At 58.5% G+C, this 24,302-nt stretch carries 24 protein-coding genes; 5 read left to right on the top strand and 19 right to left on the bottom strand.

Annotated features, from left to right (window positions below; all coding sequences use genetic code 11):
- Positions 1 to 10: 10 nt before the first annotated feature.
- From glnH to GXP72_RS05740, 6 genes are all read right to left on the bottom strand, one after another.
- Positions 11 to 763: a glutamine ABC transporter substrate-binding protein GlnH gene (gene glnH, locus GXP72_RS05715; protein ID WP_208763589.1), complete on the bottom strand. Its 753-nt coding sequence runs from the start codon at positions 761 to 763 to the stop codon at positions 11 to 13.
- A 124-nt stretch (positions 764 to 887) separates the two neighbouring features.
- A complete protein-coding gene (locus GXP72_RS05720; RefSeq protein WP_175557789.1) occupies positions 888 to 1,442 on the bottom strand; it encodes a carboxymuconolactone decarboxylase family protein in 555 nt (184 codons plus the stop codon).
- The gene (locus GXP72_RS05725; protein WP_048993199.1) at positions 1,439 to 2,767 is read right to left on the bottom strand and encodes an aspartate aminotransferase family protein; all 1,329 of its coding nucleotides are present in this window, start codon (positions 2,765 to 2,767) and stop codon (positions 1,439 to 1,441) included. Before GXP72_RS05725 ends, GXP72_RS05720 begins: the two co-directional genes overlap by 4 nt.
- A 127-nt stretch (positions 2,768 to 2,894) precedes the next feature.
- Entirely contained in the window at positions 2,895 to 3,752 is an 858-nt protein-coding gene (locus GXP72_RS05730; RefSeq protein ID WP_208763590.1) for a MurR/RpiR family transcriptional regulator, read from the bottom strand.
- A 231-nt stretch (positions 3,753 to 3,983) separates the two neighbouring features.
- Entirely contained in the window at positions 3,984 to 4,574 is a 591-nt protein-coding gene (locus GXP72_RS05735) for a hypothetical protein (protein WP_024906950.1), read from the bottom strand.
- A gap of 248 nt (positions 4,575 to 4,822) precedes the next feature.
- The gene (locus GXP72_RS05740; RefSeq protein WP_157188737.1) at positions 4,823 to 5,704 is read right to left on the bottom strand and encodes a LysR family transcriptional regulator; all 882 of its coding nucleotides are present in this window, start codon (positions 5,702 to 5,704) and stop codon (positions 4,823 to 4,825) included.
- A 105-nt stretch (positions 5,705 to 5,809) separates the two neighbouring features.
- On the opposite strand from GXP72_RS05740, the gene budA reads away from it, so the two are divergent.
- The 4 genes from budA to GXP72_RS05760 all read left to right on the top strand — a co-directional run bounded on the left by budA (position 5,810) and on the right by GXP72_RS05760 (position 9,678).
- Positions 5,810 to 6,589 (top strand): acetolactate decarboxylase, encoded by a 780-nt coding sequence (budA, locus tag GXP72_RS05745; protein ID WP_061098944.1) that lies wholly within the window; start codon positions 5,810 to 5,812, stop codon positions 6,587 to 6,589.
- Positions 6,590 to 6,602: 13 nt separating this feature from the next.
- The gene (alsS, locus tag GXP72_RS05750) at positions 6,603 to 8,282 is read left to right on the top strand and encodes an acetolactate synthase AlsS (protein WP_024906953.1); all 1,680 of its coding nucleotides are present in this window, start codon (positions 6,603 to 6,605) and stop codon (positions 8,280 to 8,282) included.
- 20 nt (positions 8,283 to 8,302) lie between these two features.
- The gene (locus GXP72_RS05755; RefSeq protein ID WP_024906954.1) at positions 8,303 to 9,073 is read left to right on the top strand and encodes a (S)-acetoin forming diacetyl reductase; all 771 of its coding nucleotides are present in this window, start codon (positions 8,303 to 8,305) and stop codon (positions 9,071 to 9,073) included.
- A gap of 131 nt (positions 9,074 to 9,204) precedes the next feature.
- A complete protein-coding gene (locus GXP72_RS05760; protein ID WP_024906955.1) occupies positions 9,205 to 9,678 on the top strand; it encodes a cold shock domain-containing protein in 474 nt (157 codons plus the stop codon).
- 45 nt (positions 9,679 to 9,723) lie between these two features.
- Here GXP72_RS05760 and GXP72_RS05765 read toward each other — a convergent pair whose 3' ends face one another.
- The 5 genes from GXP72_RS05765 to GXP72_RS05785 all read right to left on the bottom strand — a co-directional run bounded on the left by GXP72_RS05765 (position 9,724) and on the right by GXP72_RS05785 (position 14,803).
- Entirely contained in the window at positions 9,724 to 10,428 is a 705-nt protein-coding gene (locus GXP72_RS05765; RefSeq protein WP_048993196.1) for an ABC transporter ATP-binding protein, read from the bottom strand.
- Positions 10,415 to 11,251: an ABC transporter ATP-binding protein gene (locus GXP72_RS05770; protein WP_208763591.1), complete on the bottom strand. Its 837-nt coding sequence runs from the start codon at positions 11,249 to 11,251 to the stop codon at positions 10,415 to 10,417. The genes GXP72_RS05765 and GXP72_RS05770 overlap by 14 nt, the downstream gene beginning before the upstream one ends.
- Positions 11,244 to 12,077 carry an ABC transporter permease gene (locus GXP72_RS05775; RefSeq protein ID WP_048993192.1) on the bottom strand — a complete coding sequence of 278 codons (834 nt, stop codon included), beginning with the start codon at positions 12,075 to 12,077 and terminating at the stop codon, positions 11,244 to 11,246. The genes GXP72_RS05770 and GXP72_RS05775 overlap by 8 nt, the downstream gene beginning before the upstream one ends.
- Complete coding sequence (locus tag GXP72_RS05780; RefSeq protein WP_148768770.1) at positions 12,077 to 13,090, bottom strand: ABC transporter permease; 1,014 nt, start codon at positions 13,088 to 13,090, stop codon at positions 12,077 to 12,079. Before GXP72_RS05780 ends, GXP72_RS05775 begins: the two co-directional genes overlap by 1 nt.
- Before the next feature lie 144 nt (positions 13,091 to 13,234).
- Positions 13,235 to 14,803, bottom strand: a complete 1,569-nt coding sequence (locus GXP72_RS05785; RefSeq protein WP_061715798.1) for an ABC transporter substrate-binding protein — start codon at positions 14,801 to 14,803, stop codon at positions 13,235 to 13,237.
- Between the two features lie 201 nt (positions 14,804 to 15,004).
- Here GXP72_RS05785 and GXP72_RS05790 point away from each other — a divergent pair, with 201 nt between their 5' ends.
- The gene (locus tag GXP72_RS05790; RefSeq protein ID WP_090417872.1) at positions 15,005 to 15,703 is read left to right on the top strand and encodes a GNAT family protein; all 699 of its coding nucleotides are present in this window, start codon (positions 15,005 to 15,007) and stop codon (positions 15,701 to 15,703) included.
- A gap of 33 nt (positions 15,704 to 15,736) precedes the next feature.
- On the opposite strand, the gene GXP72_RS05795 is transcribed toward GXP72_RS05790, so the two are convergent.
- The 8 genes from GXP72_RS05795 to betI form a co-directional block, all read right to left on the bottom strand.
- On the bottom strand, positions 15,737 to 17,431 hold the full coding sequence (locus GXP72_RS05795; protein WP_090417869.1) for a thiamine pyrophosphate-binding protein: 1,695 nt from the start codon (positions 17,429 to 17,431) through the stop codon (positions 15,737 to 15,739).
- Positions 17,432 to 17,464: 33 nt separating this feature from the next.
- Complete coding sequence (locus GXP72_RS05800; protein ID WP_090417866.1) at positions 17,465 to 18,205, bottom strand: SDR family oxidoreductase; 741 nt, start codon at positions 18,203 to 18,205, stop codon at positions 17,465 to 17,467.
- A gap of 274 nt (positions 18,206 to 18,479) precedes the next feature.
- Positions 18,480 to 19,127, bottom strand: coding sequence for an anti-sigma factor (locus tag GXP72_RS05805; protein WP_061715794.1), 648 nt, complete (start codon positions 19,125 to 19,127; stop codon positions 18,480 to 18,482).
- On the bottom strand, positions 19,124 to 19,678 hold the full coding sequence (locus GXP72_RS05810) for a sigma-70 family RNA polymerase sigma factor (RefSeq protein ID WP_024906965.1): 555 nt from the start codon (positions 19,676 to 19,678) through the stop codon (positions 19,124 to 19,126). Before GXP72_RS05810 ends, GXP72_RS05805 begins: the two co-directional genes overlap by 4 nt.
- Positions 19,679 to 19,721: 43 nt before the next feature.
- Positions 19,722 to 20,285, bottom strand: coding sequence for a fasciclin domain-containing protein (locus tag GXP72_RS05815; protein WP_024906966.1), 564 nt, complete (start codon positions 20,283 to 20,285; stop codon positions 19,722 to 19,724).
- A gap of 144 nt (positions 20,286 to 20,429) precedes the next feature.
- Positions 20,430 to 22,094 carry a choline dehydrogenase gene (gene betA / locus GXP72_RS05820; protein ID WP_061715793.1) on the bottom strand — a complete coding sequence of 555 codons (1,665 nt, stop codon included), beginning with the start codon at positions 22,092 to 22,094 and terminating at the stop codon, positions 20,430 to 20,432.
- A 13-nt stretch (positions 22,095 to 22,107) separates the two neighbouring features.
- Complete coding sequence (gene betB, locus GXP72_RS05825; RefSeq protein WP_061715792.1) at positions 22,108 to 23,580, bottom strand: betaine-aldehyde dehydrogenase; 1,473 nt, start codon at positions 23,578 to 23,580, stop codon at positions 22,108 to 22,110.
- Between the two features lie 13 nt (positions 23,581 to 23,593).
- Complete coding sequence (betI, locus tag GXP72_RS05830) at positions 23,594 to 24,181, bottom strand: transcriptional regulator BetI (RefSeq protein WP_029741650.1); 588 nt, start codon at positions 24,179 to 24,181, stop codon at positions 23,594 to 23,596.
- Positions 24,182 to 24,302: the final 121 nt, after the last annotated feature.

Genomic DNA, 24,302 nt, shown 5'->3' on the forward strand with positions numbered 1-24,302 from the left:
CCTGGCGGGATTATTTTGGCTGTTTAGCAAACCACTTCACGTAAATCTTGTTGTAAGTTCCGTCCGCACGTAGCGCCTGCAGCGCAGCGTTGATCTTCGGCGTCAGGCTGCTGTTCTTCTGCATCGCAAAGCCGTAGTGCTGCGGCAGAATGCTGTCAGTCTCGCCGGTCGATTTCACTTTGCCATCACCTGCCGTTTTTACGTAATAGAGCACGTTGGGCGAATCATGCACCACGGCATCAAGGTTACCTGCCTGCAAATCAAGATAGGCGTTATCGATATTCGGGAATTCGACATAGTTCGCCTTATATTTGCTTTTCATAAAGCTGGCCGCCGCCGTTCCCTGCTTTAATCCCACTTTCTTTCCTGCTAAATCGCTGAATTTAGTAATGGTATTATCGCTGCTTTTCACCGCCATTAATAAATCAGCATCATAATAACCGTCGCTGAAATCGACGACCTGTTTACGCGCGTCGGTTATCGTAATGCCCGCCATGGCGACATCCAGATTACGTGATTGCAAACCCGGAATCAGTCCCCCGAAGTCCATCGGGCGTAATTCGTAGCTGACGTGCATTTTTTTAGCAATGGCATCCCACAAATCAATATCAAAGCCGACGTATTTATCGCCTTGTTTAAATTCAAAGGGGACAAACGCGGTATCAACGCCAACCGTTAATTTATCCTGTGCTTCTGCCACAAAACTGGCGGAGCAAGCGACCAGTGCTAACGTAACTTTTAATTTAGTGAATAATCCAGACATGATAACCCTCGGCGTCAGTAAAGTAGCGTGCATGAATGTCACCCGGCGAAATATATCGGCAGGGTGGGGAAATAAAAAGTTGATATGCAGGGCGCACTTTCATGCGCCAAAATTAAAACGATACTTATGCGGGAATAATCTCATCCCGGGTGTCGGGCACCGGCGTCTGTGCGCCGTTCATTACCATCGAGAGAAAACTGTAATAACCATTAATTCCGATTAGATCCACCACGCCTTTCTCGCCCCACAGCGCGATAGCGTGCTGCCAGGTGGCATCGCTGACCTTCTGCTGCTCCTGTAACTCCTTGCAAAAGTGATAGACCGCCCATTCATCCGGCTGCAGATCCTCTGGAAGACGCTTTTCATTAATCGCCTGCACTGCCGCGGCAGAAATACCTTTCTCGCGCGCTATCGGCGCATGAATCGCCCACTCCACAGGCTGTGACCAGTGCCGCGCGGTCATCAAAATCGCCAGTTCCGACAGGCGCTGTCCCAGCGCGCTGCGATAACGCAGGTATTCGCCCATGCGTTGCGCATGCGCCATCAGCTCGGGACTGCGCAGCAGCGGCTCGAAAGGTGGCAGCAGTGCACCGCGGGGCCCATTGATTATCTCTTCGGCCAAAGCACGCTGCTGGTCGTCCCATTCATGCTCCGCCAGTGGGGGTAAACGATTGATCATAATTTGCCGGTCTCTTCACGAATGACAGTGTTCAGCGTGTCCACTACAAAGTCGAGCTGGCCAGGCGTGACAATAAACGGGGGGGCGATCAGGATATGGTCGCCATATTGCCCGTCAATCGTTCCACCCATTGGATAGACCATCAGCCCACGTGACATACAGTTTGCTTTGATTGCTGCGTGCAGTTTCAGGGCAGGATCGAAGGGGGTTTTGCTGGCTTTATCGCGTACCAGCTCAACGCCCGCAAACAAGCCGCGTCCACGCGTATCACCGACATGCGGTAATTCCCCCAGCACTTCACGCAATGCGTTGTGCAGGTAAGCCCCCTGTTGCCTGACCGCCTGCAGTAAATTATCGCGCGCGATCACCTGCTGCACGGCCAGGGCTGCGGACGCGGCGGTCGCGTGACAAATGTAGGTGTGCCCGTGCTGGAACAGACCGCTACCGGCCTGCAGCGCTGAGACAATCTTCTCGCTCGCTAATACTGCGCCAATCGGCTGATAGCCGCCCCCCAGCCCCTTCGCGATGGTCACCAAATCCGGCACCACATCATCCTGTTCAAACGCATGCAATGTGCCGGTGCGTCCCATGCCGCACATGACTTCATCCGCGATATAGAGGATGCCGTATTTATCACACAGGTTGCGTACACCTTTAAGATAGCCCGGGGTAGGCGGCGTGGCGCCGGTGGTGGCTCCCACCACGGTTTCTGCACAGAAACCAATAATGGTGTCGGGACCGGCCTCAATAATGGCTTGCTCCAGCTCGTTGAGCAGACGCGTGGTGTATTGCTGCTGGGTTTCATCTGCGCGGCGGTCGCGATACTCATTGCAGGCCGAAACGCGAATAACGTCGATCAGCAAGGGAGCAAACTGGCGGCGGCGCCATTCGTTGCCTCCCACCGCGAGTGCGCCAAGGGTATTGCCATGATAGCTCTGCTTACGGGCGATAAATTTGGTGCGCGACGGCTGGCCGATCTCAACAAAATACTGGCGCGCCAGCTTGAGCGCAGTTTCGACCGCTTCCGAACCGCCCGAAACGAAATAGGCATAGTTAAGATCGCCAGGTGCCGTGCGCGTCAGCTGTTCAGCAAGCTGTTCAACGGTGTCGCTGGTAAAAAAACTGGTGTGGGCATAGGCCAGTTGATCGATCTGGCGATGCATCGCAGCCAGAACGTCCGGATGCGCGTGACCTAAACAGGAAACTGCGGCGCCACCGCAGGCATCCAGATACTGTTTTCCCTGTGCATCAAAAATGTACGCCCCCTGGGCGCGTACCGCCACGGCGGGCGTGTTGCGTAGACTGCGGTGAATGATATGGGTCATGCGGGTCCTGCTCCTGAATACGCTGTGCTAATAAAGCGCATCTTGCAGGATTCATTTGTATCACGTCAATTTCATTTTGATCCAAATGCATTCTGTTTTCTTATGCCGGATGCAAATGAATTATTTTTCAGGATTTTCCGGGCACCACATAGGCGCCAGAGTCGATAAGATAGCGTTCAGCATTTTCGATTTTATTGACTGCATCCCGACCATGGCGCGCGACCAGCATCGCCAGTAAACACTCGGCGAGCCCCATACCAGACACCACGGAAGGAAAAAACGACGGGCTGTCGATGGAGAACAGCAGCGTGCAATCGGCAGCCTGGGCTAATGGCGAGACGGGAGAATCCGTAATGGCGACGATTGTCGCGCCTGCCTGCTGGGCTGCGCGCAGGACATCGAGCGACTCACGCGAATAGGGGGCAAAACTGGTGAGTAACAGGCAATCTTGTGCTGTTAATTCGCGGGTGAACACCTCGATATTGCTCGCCAGACCATCAATGAGTGATGCTTGCCGATTGAACAGTCGATAGACATAAAACAGCGACCAGGCGATAGGAAAGCTGGCCCGGAAGCCGCAAATATAGACATTCTCAGCCGCGTCCAGCAGCGATACAGCCTGCTCCATGGCCTGATGGTTTTCATGCTGTGTGAAAGCCAAATTTACCTGATGGGCCTGAAACACCTCTTCATACAGCTGCGGCTGAGTGCCTTTGGCAATTAGTTTCTCGGCTTTGGATACATATGTATCATTGCGCAGTCCGAGTTCATCAATGAATGCGTTCTTGAGTTCACCCCAGCCGTTGTAACCCAATCGTTGCGCTAACCGTAGCAGCGTGGCGGGTTTTACACCGGCTTCACTGGCGAAGGCACGCATCGATAGCACGACCAACTGATTGGTATTCTGTAGAGAGAACTCGGCAGCACGCTGTAATTCTGCAGACAACTCACTGAATGTACTGACAATATTTTCCCTTGGATTCATAGCAAATAGTCCCGCTTTTTAAGGTTAGCGCTGCTGTTGTCAACTTACGTTCGATCTTCACAGACCGAACGGGTTCGCGTTGTCTCAGAAACGGATGATGAAAACACAGAGTGAATAAGTCAACGGGGAGCTGAACAGGGGGTTATCAGACGCGCGAAACCAATCTGATGATCATTATGATAAAGGCCAAAGGTAAGACTGTTTTCTATGCAGCATAGCGCTGCTCCTCGCTCATTCCAGCCCTTCGATATTCGACTTAACCGCTTTCAGCGTCCTTCTTCGGATCCAGCCGCTCCCGGCCCGTATTGCCAGCCAGTAGGCTACCATTTTTAGGTGAGTACGTTTGTCCGGACAATAGACGAAGGTCTCCGTACAGAGTTCATGTTGACCCGGGGCCAGTTCCGTTACCTGGTAGCGGAGCAACAGTTTTGCGCTGCCCGGCGCGGCTGGAGACTGAAAAGCAATGGCATCCGGTGCGTTTTCCAGACCGAAATCAGTCCTCCAGAATTGTCCTTTTAAGCCGTAGCTGAGCTCAGAGGCTGAACTTTTCAAAAGCGTAAAGCTGTGCAACCCAAAGTTGCTGATTGAGTTAGCCTGCTGATTGCGCAGAAATCTTTGCGGCAATTGCCGCAAAGACATCAGCCGACGAATCACGGCATCTTGCCGGACGTCAAAGTTGGCAATCAACGGCAGAATATTTTCAGGATGCGCAGTATGAATGACCGCTCGGTGTTTTTCATGAAACTGGAACTGGGGTAGAAAAGCAGGAACATCCCGCCACTGAGCAAGCGCTTTGCGGGTAACGAATCCGGGGTTCAGCATTGTTCTTCCTTGTCATCCTTTGAGCACAGCCAGAGTAACAGATGGTTTGCGGCAGACAATTACCAGGAAAACGTAGTACCGAAGCGTGCATCAACAAGACCTTTACCGTTCTAAGATCCCGTTATTTGACGACAGAGGCTGGCATTGCCGGGTGGCGGCTGCGCCTTACCCGGCCTACAAGAGAAAAAAAGCGACACGAACCGTAGGCCCGTGCAAGCGAAGCGCCGCCGGGCACAGCCGCACTGCCGTCACCCCTCGCTCAGCATCGTCAAAAACCGCTTCACCGTCCGCGAGCGTTCAAAGCGCCGCCAGCAGAGCGCGATATCGGTATAAAGCTCCGGTGAGCTCAGCGTGTGATAGGTGACATTCGGCGGCGAAATGGCCGCCATGGATTTGGGGACCAGCGCGAACCCGCCGCCTGCGGAAACCATGCTCAGGGAGGACGAAAGCTGCGACGACTGCAGCGCGTGCTGCACGTCAATCCCGGCCCGCTCGCAGCAGCCGTGAACCCGATCATACAGGCCCGGCGCGACCTCCTGCGGGAACAACACCACCGGCGTCTCCCGAAGCTGCTCTAACGCCAGCGAATCGCTCGCCGCCAGCGGATGATCGCGATGCAGCGCCACCACCATCGGCTCCCGGTCGAGAATTTTTAACTCGAACGCCTTGCTGCTCTCGCACGGCAGGCGCACGAAGGCGATATCCAGTTCACCCTCTGCCAGCATCGTCGTCAGCGACGACATATTGGCTTCCACCTGGTGAACCTGCACCGCCATGTTCTGCACCTGAAACTGGCGAATCAGGGTAAAAATTTTGGGATGAAAAGCGTCGGAGCTGGTGATGCCAATCGACAGGTTGCCGTTCAGCCCGCGCGCGATGCCGCGGGCTTTCTCCAGCGCGGCATCGCTCAGCGCCAGGATCTTGCAGGCATCCTCATAGAAGGCTTCTCCCGCTTCGGTCAGCTCCACGCCCCGCGTCAGACGTCTGAACAACGGCGTGCCCACTTCCTCTTCGAGCCGTTTGATTTGCTGACTCAGAGGAGGCTGTGAAATACCCAGCGCTTCGGCCGCCCTGGTGAAGTGTCGCTCGCGTGCAACCGCGACAAAATACCGCAGATAACGAAGTTCCATATCTAAAACGTCTCAAACCAGCATGGTTTCTATATTGGAACTCTCTGCTGAATCGGGTCAACATTTATTTAACCTTTCTAAATAAAGTTGAAGAGGACGAGCATGATGATGCATTCATCTGCCTGCGACTGTGAGGCCAGTTTGTGTGAGACCCTGCGCGGGTTCTCCGCCCAGCATCCTGACAGCGTGATCTATCAGACATCGCTAATGAGCGCCCTGTTAAGCGGCGTGTATGAAGGAGAGACCACCATCGCCGATCTGCTGGCACACGGTGATTTTGGTCTGGGTACCTTCAACGAGCTGGACGGCGAAATGATTGCCTTCAGCAGTCAGGTGTACCAGCTGCGCGCCGACGGCAGCGCCCGGGCCGCGAAGCCGGAGCAGAAAACGCCGTTCGCGGTCATGACCTGGTTCCAGCCGCAGTATCGCAAAACTTTCGATGCGCCGGTGAGCCGTCAGCAGATCCACGACGTCATCGACCAGCAGATCCCCTCCGATAACCTGTTCTGCGCGCTGCGCATCGACGGCAACTTCCGTCACGCCCACACCCGCACCGTACCGCGCCAGAAGCCGCCGTACCGCGCGATGACCGACGTGCTGGACGACCAGCCGGTGTTCCGCTTCAACCAGCGCGAGGGCGTGCTGGTCGGGTTCCGCACGCCGCAGCATATGCAGGGCATCAACGTGGCGGGCTATCACGAGCATTTCATCACCGACGACCGTCAGGGCGGGGGACATCTGCTCGACTACCAGCTGGAGAGCGGCGTCCTCACCTTCGGTGAAATTCACAAGCTGATGATCGATCTGCCCGCCGACAGCGCCTTTTTACAGGCCAACCTTCACCCCAGCAATCTGGATGCGGCGATCCGTGCCGTCGAAAACTAACAGGAGAACTATCGTGAACAGTGAGAAACAGTCACGTCAGTGGGCGCACGGCGCCGATTTGGTTGTTGGCCAGCTGGAAGCGCAGGGCGTGAAGCAGGTGTTCGGGATCCCGGGGGCGAAAATCGACAAGGTCTTTGACTCCCTGCTGGATTCTTCCATCGAGATTATTCCGGTGCGTCACGAAGCCAACGCGGCGTTTATGGCGGCGGCGGTAGGGCGTCTGACCGGCAAGGCCGGGGTGGCGCTGGTGACCTCCGGGCCGGGCTGTTCCAACCTGATCACCGGCATCGCCACCGCCAACAGCGAAGGCGACCCGGTGGTGGCGCTGGGCGGGGCGGTGAAGCGGGCAGATAAAGCCAAGCTGGTGCACCAGAGCATGGACACCGTCGCCATGTTCAGCCCGGTCACCAAATACGCCGTGGAGGTGAGTGCGCCGGACGCGATTGCTGAGGTGGTTTCCAACGCGTTTCGCGCCGCCGAGCACGGCAGGCCGGGGGGCGCATTCGTCAGCCTGCCGCAGGATATTGTCGACCAGCCCGCCACGGGGGCAATTTTGCCCGCCAGCGGTCCCGCGCTGATGGGGCCGGCACCGGAATCCGCCATCAACGATGTAGCGAAGCTTATCGAGAAGGCCAAAAACCCGGTCATTCTGCTGGGGCTGATGGCGAGCCAGCCAGCCAACAGCGCCGCGCTGCGCAAGCTGCTGGAGAAAAGCCGCATTCCGGTCACCAGCACCTATCAGGCCGCCGGGGCGGTGAACCAGGAGCACTTCACCCGCTTCGCCGGACGCGTCGGTCTCTTCAATAACCAGGCGGGCGACCGGCTGCTCCATCTGGCGGATCTGATTATCTGCATCGGCTACAGCCCGGTGGAATACGAGCCGTCCATGTGGAACAGCGGCGACGCTACGCTGGTGCACATCGATGTGCTGCCTGCCTATGAAGAACGAAACTACGTGCCGGATCTGGAGCTGGTGGGGGACATCGCCGAAACGCTGAATCAGCTCGCTAACCGTATCGACCATAAGCTTGAGCTAAGCCAGCGGGCCTCCGAAATTCTGGTCGATCGCCAGCATCAGCGCGATCTGCTCGATCGTCGCGGCGCCTCGCTCAACCAGTTTGCCCTGCATCCGCTGCGCATCGTGCGCGCCATGCAGGACATCGTGAATAACGACGTGACGCTCACCGTCGACATGGGCAGCTTCCACATCTGGATCGCCCGCTATCTCTACAGCTTCCGGGCACGTCAGGTGATGATCTCCAACGGTCAGCAGACCATGGGCGTCGCGCTGCCGTGGGCCATTGGCGCGTGGCTGGTCAACCCGAGCCGCAAGGTGGTGTCGGTCTCCGGTGACGGCGGCTTCCTGCAGTCGAGCATGGAGCTGGAAACCGCGGTGCGCCTCAACGCTAACGTGCTGCACATCATCTGGGTGGATAACGGCTACAACATGGTTGCCATTCAGGAAGAGAAAAAATACCAGCGTCTTTCCGGCGTCGAGTTCGGCCCGGTCGATTTCAAAGTCTATGCCGACGCCTTTGGCGCGAAAGGCTTTGCCGTGGAGAGCGCCGACGCGCTCGAACCCACGCTGCGTGCGGCGATGGATGTGGATGGCCCGGCCGTGGTGGCCATTCCCGTCGACTACAGCGATAACCCGCTGCTGATGGGCCAGCTCCATCTCAGCCAGATTTTGTGAATCAACATAAGGACAGAGAAATGCAAAAAGTTGCTCTCGTAACAGGCTCAGGCCAGGGGATTGGTAAAGCGATCGCGCTTCGCCTGGTGAAAGATGGCTTTGCCGTCGCCATCGCCGACTATAACGTGGAGACGGCAAGAGCCGTCGCCGATGAAATCATCCGTAACGGCGGGAACGCCGTCGCCGTGAAGGTGGATGTCTCTGACCGCGAACAGGTATTTGCGGCGGTGGAGAAAGCCCGCACCGCGCTGGGCGGATTCAACGTGATCGTCAATAACGCCGGGATTGCGCCGTCTACCCCAATTGAATCCATCACGCCGGATATTGTCGACAAGGTCTACAACATTAACGTGAAAGGGGTGATCTGGGGGATCCAGGCCGCGATTGACGCGTTCCGCAAAGAGGGGCACGGCGGCAAGATCATCAACGCCTGCTCCCAGGCGGGCCACACCGGCAACCCGGAGCTGGCGGTCTACAGTTCCAGCAAGTTCGCGGTGCGCGGCTTGACCCAGACCGCGGCACGGGATCTCGCGCCGCTGGGGATAACCGTTAACGCCTACTGTCCGGGCATCGTTAAAACGCCGATGTGGGCAGAGATCGACCGTCAGGTCTCCGAGGCGGCGGGTAAACCGCTCGGTTACGGGACTGAAACCTTTGCCAAACGCATTACGCTTGGCCGCCTGTCCGAACCGGAAGATGTCGCCGCCTGCGTCTCATACCTGGCTGGGCCGGATTCCGACTACATGACCGGCCAGTCGCTCTTAATTGATGGTGGGATGGTGTTCAACTAAATTCTAATAAGCTCTGACATGAGTTTTCCCCTGCACCCGTGCAGGGGCTTTTTTTTGTCTCCTCCGCCATTGTGCATTACACTGCGCGCTGCAAAACTTTAGTCATTACGATCTGACAGGCGGTAACAGCGATGAACGGTACAATCACAACGTGGTTTAAAGATAAAGGCTTTGGATTTATCAAAGATGAAAACGGCGATAACCGCTATTTTCATGTGATTAAGGTCGCGAACCCCGATCTGATTAAGAAAGATGCCGCGGTGACCTTCGAGCCAACCACCAACAACAAAGGCCTTTCCGCCTACGCAGTGAAGGTGATCCCGGAAAGCAAACATCTCTTTATTGCGGGCGAGCGCGTGAAGCTCACCTCCATCAAATCCTTCGTGGTGTTTAACGAAGAAGAGCCGGTTGATACCAAAATCGACAAAGAGAATGCGGTGCTGTCGGTGGGGCTGCTGATGAACAGCATCAAGCCGAAATCTGATAAAAAGCCGGGCGAAATGCGCACGGTGAAGAAGCTGGCAATCACCACCTTCCAGAACACGACGCTGATCTTCACCGAAGATGAGATCGACATTGATGCCACGGTGAAGCTGCTGAAGTGATTTTTTTTGCCGGGTGGCGGCGATGCCTTACCCGGCCTGGAAAACTTAACCCATCCTGTGCTCGCCCCGTAACATCGCCTCACGGTCAAACACCTTCTGGATCTCCCCGTGCGACATAAACGCCGCCCGGTCGGACATATGGGCAATCACGTCCGCATCGTGACTCACCAGCAGATAGGTCATCTCGTGCTCGGCCTTCAGGCGGTTGAGCAGGTTCAGGATCTCCGCCTGCACGGACATATCCAGCGCCGAGGTCGGCTCGTCCAGCAGCAGAAGCTGCGGGCGCAGCAGCAGCGCGCGGGCAATCGCCACGCGCTGGCGCTGGCCGCCGGAAAGCTGGTGCGGATAACGTTTACCCGCGTCGGCAGAAAGCCCCACCTCGTGCAGTGCATTGGCCACCTTTTCCGCGATTTGCGTCTCGCCATGGATGCTTAACGGCTCCGACAGCGTGCGCGCAATGGTGTGGTTCGGGTGCAGCGACGCCCACGGATCCTGAAACACCATCTGTACGTTGCGGCGAAGCTCTCCTTCAAAACGTCGCCCAGGCGTTAACGTTTCTGCCAGCAGCGCAATATTGCCGCGCCACTCGCGCTGCAGCCCTGCCAGCACGCGCAGAATCGTCGATTTCCCGCAGCCGGATTCACCTATCAGGCTGAAGGTTTCACCTTTCTCGATGGCAAAGCTGGCGGCGGACACCGCCGTTTTCTCCCCGAAGCTCACCTGGAGATCCTTTACTTCAACGAGCGTCATTGTCGGCCTCCTTCCACGGCTGCGAACGGTCGAGCGTTGGCAGCATCTGTCCATAAGTATGGGCGTCTGGACGACAGGTCCACAGGGTGCGCGTGTACGGATGCGTTGCCTGCGGAAGCTGGCTCGCCGCCATCTCATCCACCTTTTCGCCCTGATACATCACCAGCACGCGGTCGCAGTGCTCCGCCACCAGCGGCAGATCGTGGCTGATTAACAGCATCGCCATCCGGCGTTCTTCGCACTGCTGCACCAGCAGTTCGAGGATCTGGCTACGCAGGCGGGCATCCAGCGCGGAGGTCGGTTCGTCGGCAATCAGCACCTGCGGGTTGTTGACGAGCGCAATTGCAATCATCACCCGCTGGCCCATGCCCCCGGAAAGCTCACCGGGGTAGCGCTGGAGGACATGTTCGTTGAGTCCGACGGCGCGGATGATGTCGTGAATGCGTGCCTGGCGTTCTGAACGCGGCAGCCGCTGATGCAGCGTAAGCGCCTCATCAAGCTGGGCGGCGACGGTTTTCACGGGGTTAAGGGCGTAGCGTGGGTCCTGCAGGACCATCGCAATCCCGTTGCCGCGCAGCGCCTGCCAGCGGCGGGGGCTCAGGTTCAGCAGGTCGTTGCCGAGCACGTTAAGCCGGTTAGCGCTTACGATGCCGGGCTTACGCACCAGCCCCATCAGGGCGCGGGCGGACATCGACTTGCCGGAGCCGGATTCCCCCACCAGCGCCAGCCGCTCGTTGCCAAGCGTGAAGCTCAGGTTGTTGACCACGCGCGCGGCGGGGTAGTCGATATTCAGCGCATCGACGATGACGCGGTGTTCAGTCATGCTGTGGCTCCAGTACGTCGCGCAGGCCGTCGCCTAACAGGTTAAAGGCCAGACTGGCAAACAGAATCGCCCCGCCCGGAATGGCGGCAATCCACCACTGGTCGAAAATGACCTGCATGCCGTCGGCAATCATCGCCCCCCATTCGGCCATGGGCGGCCGTGCGCCAAGGCCGAGGAAGCCCAGACCGGCGGCCGCCAGAATAATCCCTGCCAGATCCAGCGCCAGGCGCACAATCGCGGACGGCAGACACAGGGGCAGAATATGGCCGACCAGCAGGCGCAGGCCGCGAATGCCCATCATCTCTGCGGCGGCCAGATAATCGCTGTGGCGCAGACGCTGAATCTCGCTCCGCGCCTGACGCGCATAGGCAGGCCAGGTGGTTAAGGCCAGCGCCAGCGCGCCGTTGACCAGCCCCGGACCGAGCATCGCCACAAACGCGAAGGCGAGGATCAGGCGCGGCATCGACATCACCACGTCGGTAAAGCGCATCAGGATGCGCTCCATCCAGCCGCCGTAGTAGCCGGACAAAATTCCCACCAGCAGCCCGGCAGGCAGGGTGATAACGGTAACCAGCGCCACCAGCCCGAGCGCCGGACGGGTGCCATAAATCAGGCGCGAGAGCAGGTCGCGCCCGTAGCTGTCGGTACCCAGCCAGTGCTGGCCGTTCGGTGCCTGTAAGCGCGCGGCGGTGTCCTGCCAGTTCGGGTCAAGCGGCGCGAGCCAGGGGGCGAACAGGGCGATAAACACCAGCAGCGCGATGGCCACCAGCCCGCAAAACGCGGCAGGGGAGCGGCGCAGGCGGCGTAAGAAAAGATAAAACAGCATCAGCGCACCCTGGGATCGGTCGCCCGCACAAGCAGGTCGGTAAGGTTATTGATCAGCACAAAGCAGACGCCAATCAGCAGCGTGCCGCCCATGATGGCGGTGGTGTCTCCGGCGAACAGGGCGGTGGTGAGGTAGCGCCCGATCCCCGGCCAGGAGAAGACGGTTTCGGTCAGTACCGCGCCCTCCAGCATGCTGGTGTAGGCGAGGGCGATCACCGTCAGCAGGGTGCCACGAATGTTTGGCAGCACGTGGTGCAGCAGGATGGTCATCTCCCCGGCTCCCTTGGCGCGGGCAAGCAGGATGTACTCCTTGTTCATTTCGCCGAGGCAGGCGGAGCGCGTCAGGCGGGTAATGCTTGCCAGCGAGTAATAGGCCAGCAGCAGCACCGGCAGCACCAGGTGGCTGAGGGCGTTGCGAAACGCCTCGCGGTCGCCGGAAAGCCAGGTATCCACCAGCGCAAAGCCGGTGCGCGGCTCGACGGTGAACTGCCAGATATCGTCCAGCCTGCCGGGACCCGCGCTCCACTGCAGCTTCGCGTAGAACAGGGCCAGCATCAGCAGGCCAAGCCAGAAGATCGGTACCGAGTTGCCGAGCAGGGTGAGGGTTCTGATGGCGAGATCGAGCGGCGAACCTGCGTAGCGGGCGCACAGCACCCCGGCAATCACGCCGAGCACGGCGCCAATGATCAAGGCAAGGGTCGCCAGCTCCAGCGTGGCGGGGAAGGCGTGCAGCAGGTCCTGCAGCACCGGCTGTCCGGTGGCGCTGGCGGTGCCTAAATCACCGTGGGCGAGGTTTTGCAGATAGTGCCAGAACTGCACGGGCAGGGGCCGATCCAGCCCGAGCTGGTGGCGAACCTGATCGTACGTCGACTGGCTGGCGTGATCGCCGACGATCTGCAGCACGCGATCGACAGGTGAAAAGGCCGAAAGCGCAAACGTGACGAGCAGCAGCCCGAAAAGCGTGAGCAGCAGGGTCAGCAGACCCTGGAGCACGCGGGTGGAAAGATGTGGCATGGGAAAATCGTTATCCTGAAAATATGCACGGACGACCCCCTCTCCCCTTGGGAGAGGGCGGGGGTGAGGGGAAACAGGCGGCTCTGCTGCGCGATGTTGCCCTCACCCCAACCCTCTCCCACGGGAGAGGGAGAAGGACAAGGGCTACTTCGTAACGCGATCGTACCAGACCATATCCGCGTTCAGCCCCTGCTGATACCCCTTCACGTTATCGCGCACCACGATCTGGGTTTTGCCCTGATCGACGAACACGTACGGTGAGCTCTGCTGCAGCTGTTCCTGCATCTTCTTGTACAGATCCAGACGCTTCGCCGGATCCGGCTCAGCTACCGCCGCCAGCGTGGCCTTGTTCAGCTCCGGAATTTTCCAGCCGTTCAGACCGGCCACGGTGCTGGACTTCCCGTCGTTCCACGCGAAGGCGCTGGCGTTAGAGTGCGCATCGAAGTAGTCCGGGATCCACAGACGAATCGCCGCCTGATGCTGCTTAGCGCGCACGCGGGCATAGACCTGACTCCCGGCGGCAGGCAGCAGATCCACCTTCACGCCACCCTGCGCAAAGCTCGCCTGCATCGACTGGGCGATGGTGATAAACGGCGGCTTGTTCTCTACGTCCAGCGTGAAGTGCGCGTCCTTAATGCCCGCTTTGGCGAGAATGGCTTTCGCTTTTGCCGGGTCAAATTTAAACGGATTGTCTTCCAGCGCGCCCGGCAGACCGACCGGCAGGAAGCTCTGGTGAACAAAATACTGGCCTTTCAGCAGATTTTTAGTGATGCCGTCATAATCGACCAGCCAGCGCGAGGCTTCCCAGAAGGCCGGGTTATTCAGCAGCGGGTTAGCGCTGTTGCCGGTGTTAAACACCAGATAATTCTGCTCGGCGGACGGAATGCTCAGCACCTTCACGCCCGGCTTGCCGTCCAGCGCGCTTATCTGATCGGCCCCCAGATCGCGCGCCACGTCCGCATCACCCTGCTGGATCAGCAGGCGGCGTGATGCCGGATCGGGGACGTTTTTAATGATGATGCTTTTGAGCTTCGGCGCGCCGCCGGGCGCGGAGTCGTTAGCTTCCAGCACGATGGCCTGATGCGGCTGATAGACGCGCATTTTGAACGCGCCGCTGCCCGCCGAGTGCATTTTCAGCCACGCGTTGCCGAAGTCATTATCCTTCACGTTCGCGGCGACCTGCTTTTCATCGACGATAGAGGCAATCGGCGTGGAGAGAATATTGAGCGCCACCGACGGGCTGACGTCCGCCGTCCAGTGAAGCTGAAGGGTATGATCGTCCACTTTCTTCAGCTGGCTGGCGATGTTGCTCGCGTCCCAGCCCAGCACGTTCAGGATGAATGCCGGGGATTTATTCAGCGTTACGGCGCGGGTGTAGGAGAAAATCACGTCTTCCGGGCGCAGCGGGTTGCCGGAGGCGAATTTCGCATCGGGTTTAAGCTTGATGGTCAGGGTTTTTGCTGCCGCGTCCGCTTCCCAGCTTTCCGCCAGGATCGGCGTGATTTTTTCCGGATTATCGCGGTCCGGCTGGACCAGACGCTGGTACAGGCTCGGCACGGTCTGGATGCTGGAGAGCTCGTTGGCTTCGGCCGGGTCGAGGCTCACGATGTCATCAAGCCCCTGGGCAACCACCAGCGTGTTGGGCGGAGTAGCGGCGTGGGCTGCGCCTGAGAGCGCAGCCAGCACCAGTAACGGCAACAGTTTTTTCGTCATAGCGATCCCTGAGAAGAATATATTGTGATTGTTTTATGCTCCGCTACGTTAGGTCGACTGTGACATTCCACAAAGTCGAAATTCAGCTTTGCTTATGCCTTCCGGGAATATCGCATGCGCTCGGGCTATTAAAATACGCTGCTTTTCGCGCGCTTTTTAACCTGCTATAACAAATGCCTTACCTTTCAGGGAGTCACCGCCGTGCCCGAAATCAATCAACATGGTCAAACCGTTAACGATATCGTTCCCGACTGGAAAGGCGCGCGCGTGTTAACCCGCACGCCGCTTTTCGGCCAGTATTGCCGCCTGGAGCCGCTGGACGCCGATCGCCACGCGGCCGATCTCTATGAGGCCTACGCGCTGGGCGACGACAGCGACTGGACGTGGCTTGCCAGCACGCAGCCCACGAGCGTGGAAGCCACCGCGCACTGGGTCATGGCGAAGGTGATGGACGATGAGCTGGTGCCGTTTGCCGTCATTGACTTACGCACCGAACGTGCGGTGGGGCTGGTGAGCTATATGGCCAACGAGCGGCTGCTGGGGTCGGTGGAGATCGGGCACGTCACCTGGTCGCGCAAGATGAAAGGCTCCCGCATCGGCACCGAAACGGTGTGGCTGCTGCTGAAAAATGCGTTTGAGCACGGCTACCGGCGCCTCGAGTGGAAGTGCGATTCCATGAACGTGGCGTCGCGCAGGGCGGCGGAGCGGCTGGGGTTTGTCTGGGAAGGACGCCTGCGCCAGAAGCTGGTGCGCAAAGGGCGCAACCGCGACAGCGATATGCTTTCTATTATTGACGGCGAATGGCCGCAAAGAGACGGGGAGCTGCGCGCCTGGCTGGCGGCGGAGAATTTTGACGACGACGGGCGTCAGATAAGGCGCCTTGAGGCGTTTCGGTTATAAGGGTTTTATGTAGGGTACAGCGTAAACGCGCGGCTAATCCGCGGAAATCGCGATTTCTATCAGGTTGGTTTTTCCTGACTGTAGCCCGCGCGCTACCGCTTCGGCGATATCTGCAGCCTCGGTTACCCGGCAGCAGTGGACGCCCATGGCGGTGGCCAGCGACTGAAAATCGATATGCGGGTTCACCAGGTCCATCCCGATAAAACGCCCCAGCCGCGTTGAGCTGTAGTCAGCCTGGCTCTTCATAAAGTTTTTCAGGATGTTGTACTCCCTGTTATTCATGACGATAAAGGTGACCGGCAGATTTTCGTGTGCCGCCGTCCAGAGCGCCTGCGGCGAGTACAGGGAGGCTCCGTCACCTATCAGGCAGACCACCGGCTCCCGTCCGCGTCCCAGCGAGTGACCTACTGCTGCGGGCATCCCCCAGCCCAGTCCGCCACCGCGCATAAAGTAGTAGCGCTGGTGCTGCTGGTCAGAGATGAACCGGCGGACATGCCGGGCGGTCGCTATCGCCTCATCCACGATGGTGGTACCCGCCGGAATGGACCGGATGACTTCCCAGGCTGCGACCATCGGGGAGATCGCCGGGCGTAGCCGCTCGGCGGCCAGACGTTCCTCCTGCTGCTGCCACTCCTTCTCCCGTTCGTCACGGGCTGCAACCAGCAGCCGCTGGTGGGCCAGCGTGCTGGCGATCAGGCGCTGCTTAAGCTTTGGCAAAAGTTCGTGCAGGGACAGTTTGATATCCCCCATCACCGAAAGGCGAGTGGCATAGGTGCGGCCAAGCTCGTGCATATCCGCCGAGAGCTGATACACCGCGCAGGTCGCCGGAATGGCCTCCCCCTCGCTGTACAAAATGGTGATCAGGCTTCTGCCGCCGATGATGAATACAGCATCGTAGGCATTGATGATGCTGGCGATTTCGCTGGCGGTGGTGGGCATATTGCCCCGCCAGAGCGCGTGCTGAGTGGGAAAAGGCAAATTCAGCGGCCAGGAGGAGCCATAGACGTGGGCGCTGAGCGCTTCCGCCAGCTGGACAATCTCCTGCGTCGAGCCGCTGGAGTGCACCTCATCGCCCGCCACAATCATGATCCTGCCGGGCGTAACCTGGCTCAGTTCTTCGGCCAGTTCGTCCAGCGAGCCCGCCACGGTGTGGTAGTTCACTTTAGAGGCCGTTTGTATCCCGGCGTCGCTGAGCTCTTCCATCACGTTCATTGGCAGAGAGAGCAGCACCGGACCAGCCGGAGGATAGCTGGCAGCGTGAAACGCGCGGCGCACCAGCACCGGGAGCTGGTCGGCGCTGGTGACCTCCTGCGCCCATTTCATGACCGGGGAGCCAATGGAAACAATATCATCATACAGCAGCGGGTCGCGGACGTAGTGCCGCGTATCCTGCTGTCCGACGGTGACCACCAGCGGGGTTTTCATGATCCGCGAATTAATCAGATTCCCCATGCCGTGCCCCAGACCGCTGGCGGTATGCAAATTGATAAAGCCCGTTTTGCCGGAGGCTTTCGCATAGCCGTCAGCAATTGCCACCACGGTGCTCTCCTGTAGCGCCAGAATATAATGAATATTTTCATGGCGAAGCAGGGCATCAATGAGCGGAAGCTCGGTGGTACCGGGGTTGCCAAAAATATATTCCACGCCTTCACTCTCCAGCACTTCAAGGAGAATATCGGCACCCGTTCGCATATTGAGATCTGATAAGGACGTTAATGATTTAATCATACTGACACCTCATTCAGTATTATTTAACCCAGGCTAAAATTCTTCCTGCGTCGGACGAACAACAATTTCATTAATATCAACGTCGCCAGGCTGTTCAATAGCAAATAAAACCGCGCGGGCAATTGCTTCAGCCGGAATAGCCTGCTTATAAAACTCATGGAGAAATTTTTTGCTCTCTTCGTCAGAGCTACCGAATTGCAGTTCGCTTTCAACGGCGCCGGGCGAAATAAGCGTCGTGCGGAGGGTTTTACCCGCCTCCTGACGTAAGCCTTCACTCAGCGCGCGGACGGCGAATTTCGTGGCGCTGTACACCACGCCGCCAGGCGCCAGCACCTTGATACCCGCGACGGAGGCAACGTTTATAAAATGCCCGCTGCCCTGACGCTGGAACACCGGGAAAGCGGCAGCGATGCCGTACAGCACCCCTTTCAGATTGGTATCAATCATCTTGTCCCACTCGGCGGTTTTCAGCTCGCTGAGGGGGGCGATAGCCATAAAGCCCGCGTTGTTGATCAGCACATCCACGCGCTGGTAGGCGGCAACGGCAGCGTCAATGGCGCGCTGAACCTCTTCCTGACGGGTGACATCGGCCTTAACGGCAATAGCCTTGCCGCCTTGCTGAATAATCTGATCCACCAGGGCATTAATTCTGTCCAGACGGCGCGCCACCAGCACCAGCGAAAACGCGTTATTCGCTAAATGGAGGGCAATCGCCTGACCAATACCGCTGCTGGCACCGGTAATGACAACAACCTTGTTTGCACTATTATTCATGATCTTATCTCGCTATTGAGTGATGCAAAAAATAAAAGGCAGAGAAGCGTTAATGAATAATGACAAATTCATTAACGCGGTTTTTTGATATATTGTGTATCGGGAATAAAATGATGTTCGTTTAAAACTTAATGGAGTGCGGAAGAGTCTGTCAATGTCGTTTTTTAATTATTAAATTAATTGCAGACTTAATATTTAATTCTTATAGGTAACCGAGAATAGTATATAAATGAAATGGGGTCACGATAGCGGCCCTGCGAACAGGGCCTGAGGATTACAATTTGCCACTGTAAAGCACCGGGCCTGTGGGGAGTCCAGTGGGCGATCCGCCCTCTGGTTCAAGGCTTATGGCTATCGTGGCGTCAGGAGGGAGCGTTGTGTTCCTGAGGGTGACGCGTGTGGGTATATCGTTATGCAGCAGCCCCATGGATACCGGCGCCTGCCCGCCTGGGATCAGCCAAAGCTGCAGGCTGTGTTGCGCCGCGACGGCCGTTGGTCGAAGAGGGGCAATGCTCAGGTGCTGACGGCTGGCGTCCGCGCTGACGACCCACAGCCCGTGCTGTTGGGCATCGTTGAGTACCATTAGCGGAGCAAGTTCCGGTGCACGGGTGGTATACCAGGCAACGACCGTCAGGGCGGCAAGGGAGGCCGCCGCCATCCAGCCGACATAAGGCCGACTTTTGCGTAAAGGCATTTTGGGCGGCAGATCGAGGGCGATTCTCTTCCACACCGTCTCGGGTGGAGGGACGGGCACAAGATGACTATCCAGCGTGCTGAACATTTCCTGCCAGTACGCCACGCGGGCGGCCAGAGCGGGTTCATGAATGAGCCTTTTCTGGAACTGAAGCCGCGCTCCTCCCCGCAGCGTGCCGAGGGCATACTCTGCTGCCAGCATGTCGTCGCGTTTTTCTGCATCATTCATAGCCCGACACACTCCCGAAGATGGTCCATTGCCCGACGTATCCAGCTTTTCACCGAGCCCAGAGGCTGTTGGAGCCAGTCGGCAATGTCGCTGTGAGACATTCCCTGATAGTAGGCGAGCGTAATGCTCTGGCGCTGTTCGCTGCTCAAATGTTCGAGACACTGCCTGAGCCGTTCTGCCTGCACATCGTCGTGCCAGTTATTCTGCTCATCGTTCTCGCAAGGCAGAATCGCTTCGTTATACGCCGTCTCGCGGTCGGCAGCGCGGGTTTGCCCGCTGCGCAGCCAGTCAATACAGCGGTTGCGCACAATGTGCGTAAGCCAGGTCATCGGGGAGCTCATTGCAGCGTTGTAGGTTTCGGCTTTACTCCAGACGGTGATAAAACAGTCGTGAAGGATCTCTTCTGCCCACGCGCGGTCACGCAGCATGCGCAGCGCGACGGCAAACAGGTGTGGCGACGTGAGTCGATAAAGTTGTTCAAATGCACGGCGATCGCCGTTTGCGACCGCCTGCATTAATTTCAGTTGCTGTTCAGCCAGCGCGTTATCCATGTTTTTCCCGGAAGGCAACGTCACACTTCCGAAGTATAGACAACTACTTAGGCATCAGGACGGTATCAATCACATCGATCACGCCGTTTTTTTGATGAACGTCATAGGTGCTAATGTTCGCCACATTGCCTTTACCATCCTTAAGCTGAATATTGTGCGGGCCGTTGCTCATGATCCACAGCGGCTGACCGTTAACGGTTTTCAGCTCCGCGTGGCCGCCGCCCTGTTTAATTTTCTGCTCCAGCGCTTTCATATCGTAATTACCGGCGACCACGTGATAGGTCAGGATGCTGGTGAGCGTGGCTTTGTTTTCGGGTTTGACGAGGTTCTCGACCGTGCCGGCAGGCAATTTCGCAAACGCCGCATTGGTCGGCGCAAACACGGTGAATGGCCCTTTGCTCTGAAGCGTATCCACCAGTCCAGCCGCTTTGACGGCGGCCACCAGCGTGGTGTGATCTTTCGAGTTTATGGCGTTTTCAACAATATTTTTGCTCGGGAACATTTCCGCTCCGCCCACCATCACGGAGCCTGACGTCATGGCGGCTGATGCGCCTGCACAGAAGAGTAAAGCGCTGGTTACGAATGCAACACGGGTTAGCTTTTTCATCATCTTTCCTCGGATTGGGGAGCAAAGGGGTTGCTCACAGACTGATATACGAGGGGCGGGTGGAAACTGGATGCAGGAAAATAAAAATAAATTTTTGAAGGGGGGGTTGATCCCCTCTCCCCTATGGGGTGAGGGGAAATATCCTCAGAGGCGAACCGGTGCCCCGTTCGCCACATAATACGCGGCCGTGCTCTTCGCCAGCGGCTCGCGTCCACGAATGGCGTCGGCAATCTTTTCGCCGATCATAATGGTGGTGGCGTTCAGGTTGCCGGTGACGATCTGCGGCATGATCGACGCATCCACCACGCGCAGGCCTTCCAGTCCGTGAACGCGGCCTTCGCCGTCAACCACCGCCATCTCGTCGTAACCCATCTTGCAGGTGCCGCAAGGGTGGAAGGCGGTTTCGGCGTGGTTGCGCACGAACTCGTCCAGCTGCTCATCGGTCTGGCAGTCAATACCCGGACTGATTTCACGGCCGCGGTACTTGTCCAGCGCGGGCTGGTGCATGATCTCGCGGGTAATGCGGATCGCGTCGCGGAACTCCTGCCAGTCCTGCTCGTGGGACATATAGTTGAACAGGATCGCCGGATGCTGGTGCGGATCGCGAGACTGGATGCGCACGTGTCCACGGCTCGGGGAGCGCATGGAGCCGACGTGGCACTGGAAGCCGTGCTCTTTCACCGCGTTCGAGCCGTTGTAGTTAATCGCCACCGGCAGGAAGTGGTACTGAATGTTTGGCCACTCGAACTCTTCACGGCTGCGGATAAACCCGCCCGCTTCGAAGTGGTTGCTCGCGCCCACGCCGGTGCCGCCAAACAGCCACTCGGCGCCAATCTTCGGCTGGTTCCACCACTGCAGGGCAGGGTAGAGGGAGACCGGCTCTTTGCATTCGTACTGGAGGTACATCTCCAGGTGATCCTGCAGGTTTTCGCCCACGCCGGGCAGATCGTGTACCAGCGGGATATCGAACTGCTTCAGCAGGTCAGCGTTGCCCACGCCGGAGCGCTGGAGGATCTGCGGAGAGGCAATCGCCCCGGCGCTCAGCAGCACTTCTTTTTTTGCCGTCGCTTTGGATGGGATGGTGCTTTCACCCTCCAGCCACTCGACGCCCACCGCGCGCTTGCCCTCAAAGAGAATGCGATCGGTCATGGCGTGGGTGCGGATGGTCAGGTTCGGACGCGGTTTCGCCTGGTCCAGATAGCCGCGCGCGGTGCTGGCGCGTCGGCCCTGCGGCGTGACCGTGCGGTCCATCGGGCCGAAGCCCTCCTGCTGATAGCCGTTAAGATCGTCAGTGCGCGGATAACCCGCCTGCACGCCCGCCTCCACCATTGCCTCAAACAGCGGGTTCACGCCCGGCTTCGAGGTGGTGACGCTCACCGGACCGTCGCCGCCGTGGTAGTCGTTCGGCCCCACGTCGCGCGTCTCTGCCTTGCGGTAGTAGGGCAGGCAGTTGAGGTAGCTCCAGTGCTCCAGACCCGGCTCTTTTGCCCAGTGGTCGAGGTCCATCGCGTTACCGCGGATGTAGCACATGCCGTTGATCAGCGACGAGCCGCCCAGCCCTTTGCCGCGCCCGCACTCCATGCGGCGGTTGTTCATGTACGGCTCTGGTTCGGTTTCGTACGCCCAGTTGTAGCGCTTGCCCTGCAGCGGGAACGCCAGCGCGGCGGGCATCTGGGTGCGGAAGTCAAAGCGGTAATCCGGTCCGCCTGCTTCAAGCAGCAGGACGGTGGTGTTCGGATCTTCAGTCAGTCGTGTAGCCAGCACGTTGCCGGCAGAGCCGGCCCCGATAATGATGTAGTCAAATTGCAAATAAACCTCCCGGTTAAAATATGGACTGGAATTTACCCATCTCAACCTGGATGGACTTCACCTGGGTGTAGCTCTGCAGCGTCATCACGCCGTTCTCGCGGCCAATGCCGGAGTGCTTGTAGCCGCCGACCGGCATCTCTGCGGCGGATTCACCCCAGGTGTTGATCCAGCAGATGCCCGCTTCGAGCTGATGAATGGCGCCGTGGGCGCGGTTCAGGTCGGCCGTGACGATGCCTGCCGCCAGCCCGTAGTCGGTGTCGTTGGCGCGGCGAATCGCTTCTTCGTCGGTGTCATAAGTGAGGATGGACATCACCGGGCCGAAGATCTCTTCGCGCACGATGGTCATCTCGTCGGTACAGTCGGTGAACACGGTCGGTGCCACCCATGCGCCGTTATCGAAACCTTCGCCCTTCAGCGCGTCGCCGCCGCACAGCACGCGCGCGCCTTCCTCTTTGCCTTTGGCGATGTAGCGCATCACGCTGTCGCGGTGCGGGAAGCTGACCATCGGACCAAAGTTGGTAGCTTCATCGAACAGATCGCCCGCGCGGATGCGGCCCACACGCTCGACGATTTTCTGCTCAAACGCGGCTTTGAACTTGGCTGGAACAAACACGCGGGTGCCGTTGGTGCACACCTGGCCGGAGCTGAAGAAGTTGGCCATCATGGCTATGTCCGCCGCGAGATCCAGATCGGCGTCGTCGAAAATAATCAGCGGGGATTTACCGCCCAGCTCCATCGTCACCTCTTTCAGGGACGAGGCCGCCGAGTTGGCCATCACCTTTTTGCCGCTGGCGACGCCGCCAGTAAAGGAGACTTTGGCGATGCCTGGATGCTCGGTCAGGTACTGGCCGGTCTCCGCGCCCACGCCCGGCAGGACGTTAAACACGCCGTCCGGCAGGCCCGCTTCGGTGTAGATCTCGGCAAGCTTCAGAGCGGTAAGCGGCGTCACTTCGCTTGGCTTGAAGATCATCGCGTTGCCCGCCGCCAGCGCCGGGGCGGATTTCCACAGGGCGATCTGGATCGGGTAGTTCCACGCGCCGATGCCCGCCACCACGCCCAGCGGCTCGCGGCGGGTGTAGACGAATGAGGTCTCGCGCAATGGGATCTGACTGCCTTCCAGCGCCGGGATCAGTCCCGCGTAGTACTCCAGCACGTCCGCGCCGGTGACGATATCCACGGTTGAGGTTTCGGAATACGCTTTACCGGTGTCGAGGGTTTCCAGCTTTGCCAGATAGTCGTTGCGCTCGCGCAGGATGTCGACGGCGCGACGCAGGATGCGCGCGCGCTCCATGGCGGTCATCGCCGCCCAGACTTTTTGCCCGCGCGTTGCGCTTTCTACGGCGCGATCGACGTCTTCGCGCCCGGCGGCCTGTACGCTCGCCAGGACTTCACCGTTGGCCGGGTTGATGGTCTCGAAGGTGCGACCGCTGGTGGCCGATGTATAACCACCATTGATATAAAGCTGCTGTTCTGCCATTCGGGACATAAATTCTCCTCGGTTATTCGGTCGGTAAATGCTGGCTGATAAAGTGGCTGGTGAGCGATTGTGCCAGGGTTTTATCCAGCGGCTTGCCGCTTAGCGCGGCGCGCAGCCACAGCCCGTCGATCAGCGCCGCCAGGCCGTAGCCCGCCTCTTCGGCCTGTTCGCGCGGCAGTTCGCGGCGGAACTCGTACACCAGGTTCGACAGCAGGCGGCGGCTGCTCACCTGCTGCAGGCGGTAGAGCATCGGCTGGTGCATGCTGCTTGCCCAGAAGGCCAGCCAGGCCTTCATTGCCGCGCCGCTGGTCTGGGTTTCATCAAAATTGCCGCCGACAATCGCCTGCAGTCGCTGCTCCGCGCTGGCGTTCGGCAGGGCGCGTAAGCGGCTCAATACCGCGTCGCGCAGCTGGCCGGTGATGTCGCGCATGGTTGCTTCCAGCAGACCGTTTTTGTCTTTGAAATAGTGACTGATGATCCCCGTGGAAACGCCTGCCCGACGGGCGATCTGCGCGATCGTCGCGTCATGCATTCCCACTTCATTTATTGCTTCCAGCGTGGCGTCGATAAGCTGCCTGCGCCGGATCGGCTGCATCCCCACTTTGGGCATTATTGCCACTCCATTCATCAGCGTTGGTTAACCATTAAAGCGGTTTTTGATTGGACGTTCAATATAAAATGTGTCTTAATTGTTGCGGATTTGGATTTTAATAGTTACAAAAACAGTGGGG

The organism is Enterobacter sp. SES19 (genome assembly GCF_011765665.1).
Taxonomy (GTDB): domain Bacteria; phylum Pseudomonadota; class Gammaproteobacteria; order Enterobacterales; family Enterobacteriaceae; genus Enterobacter; species Enterobacter pseudoroggenkampii.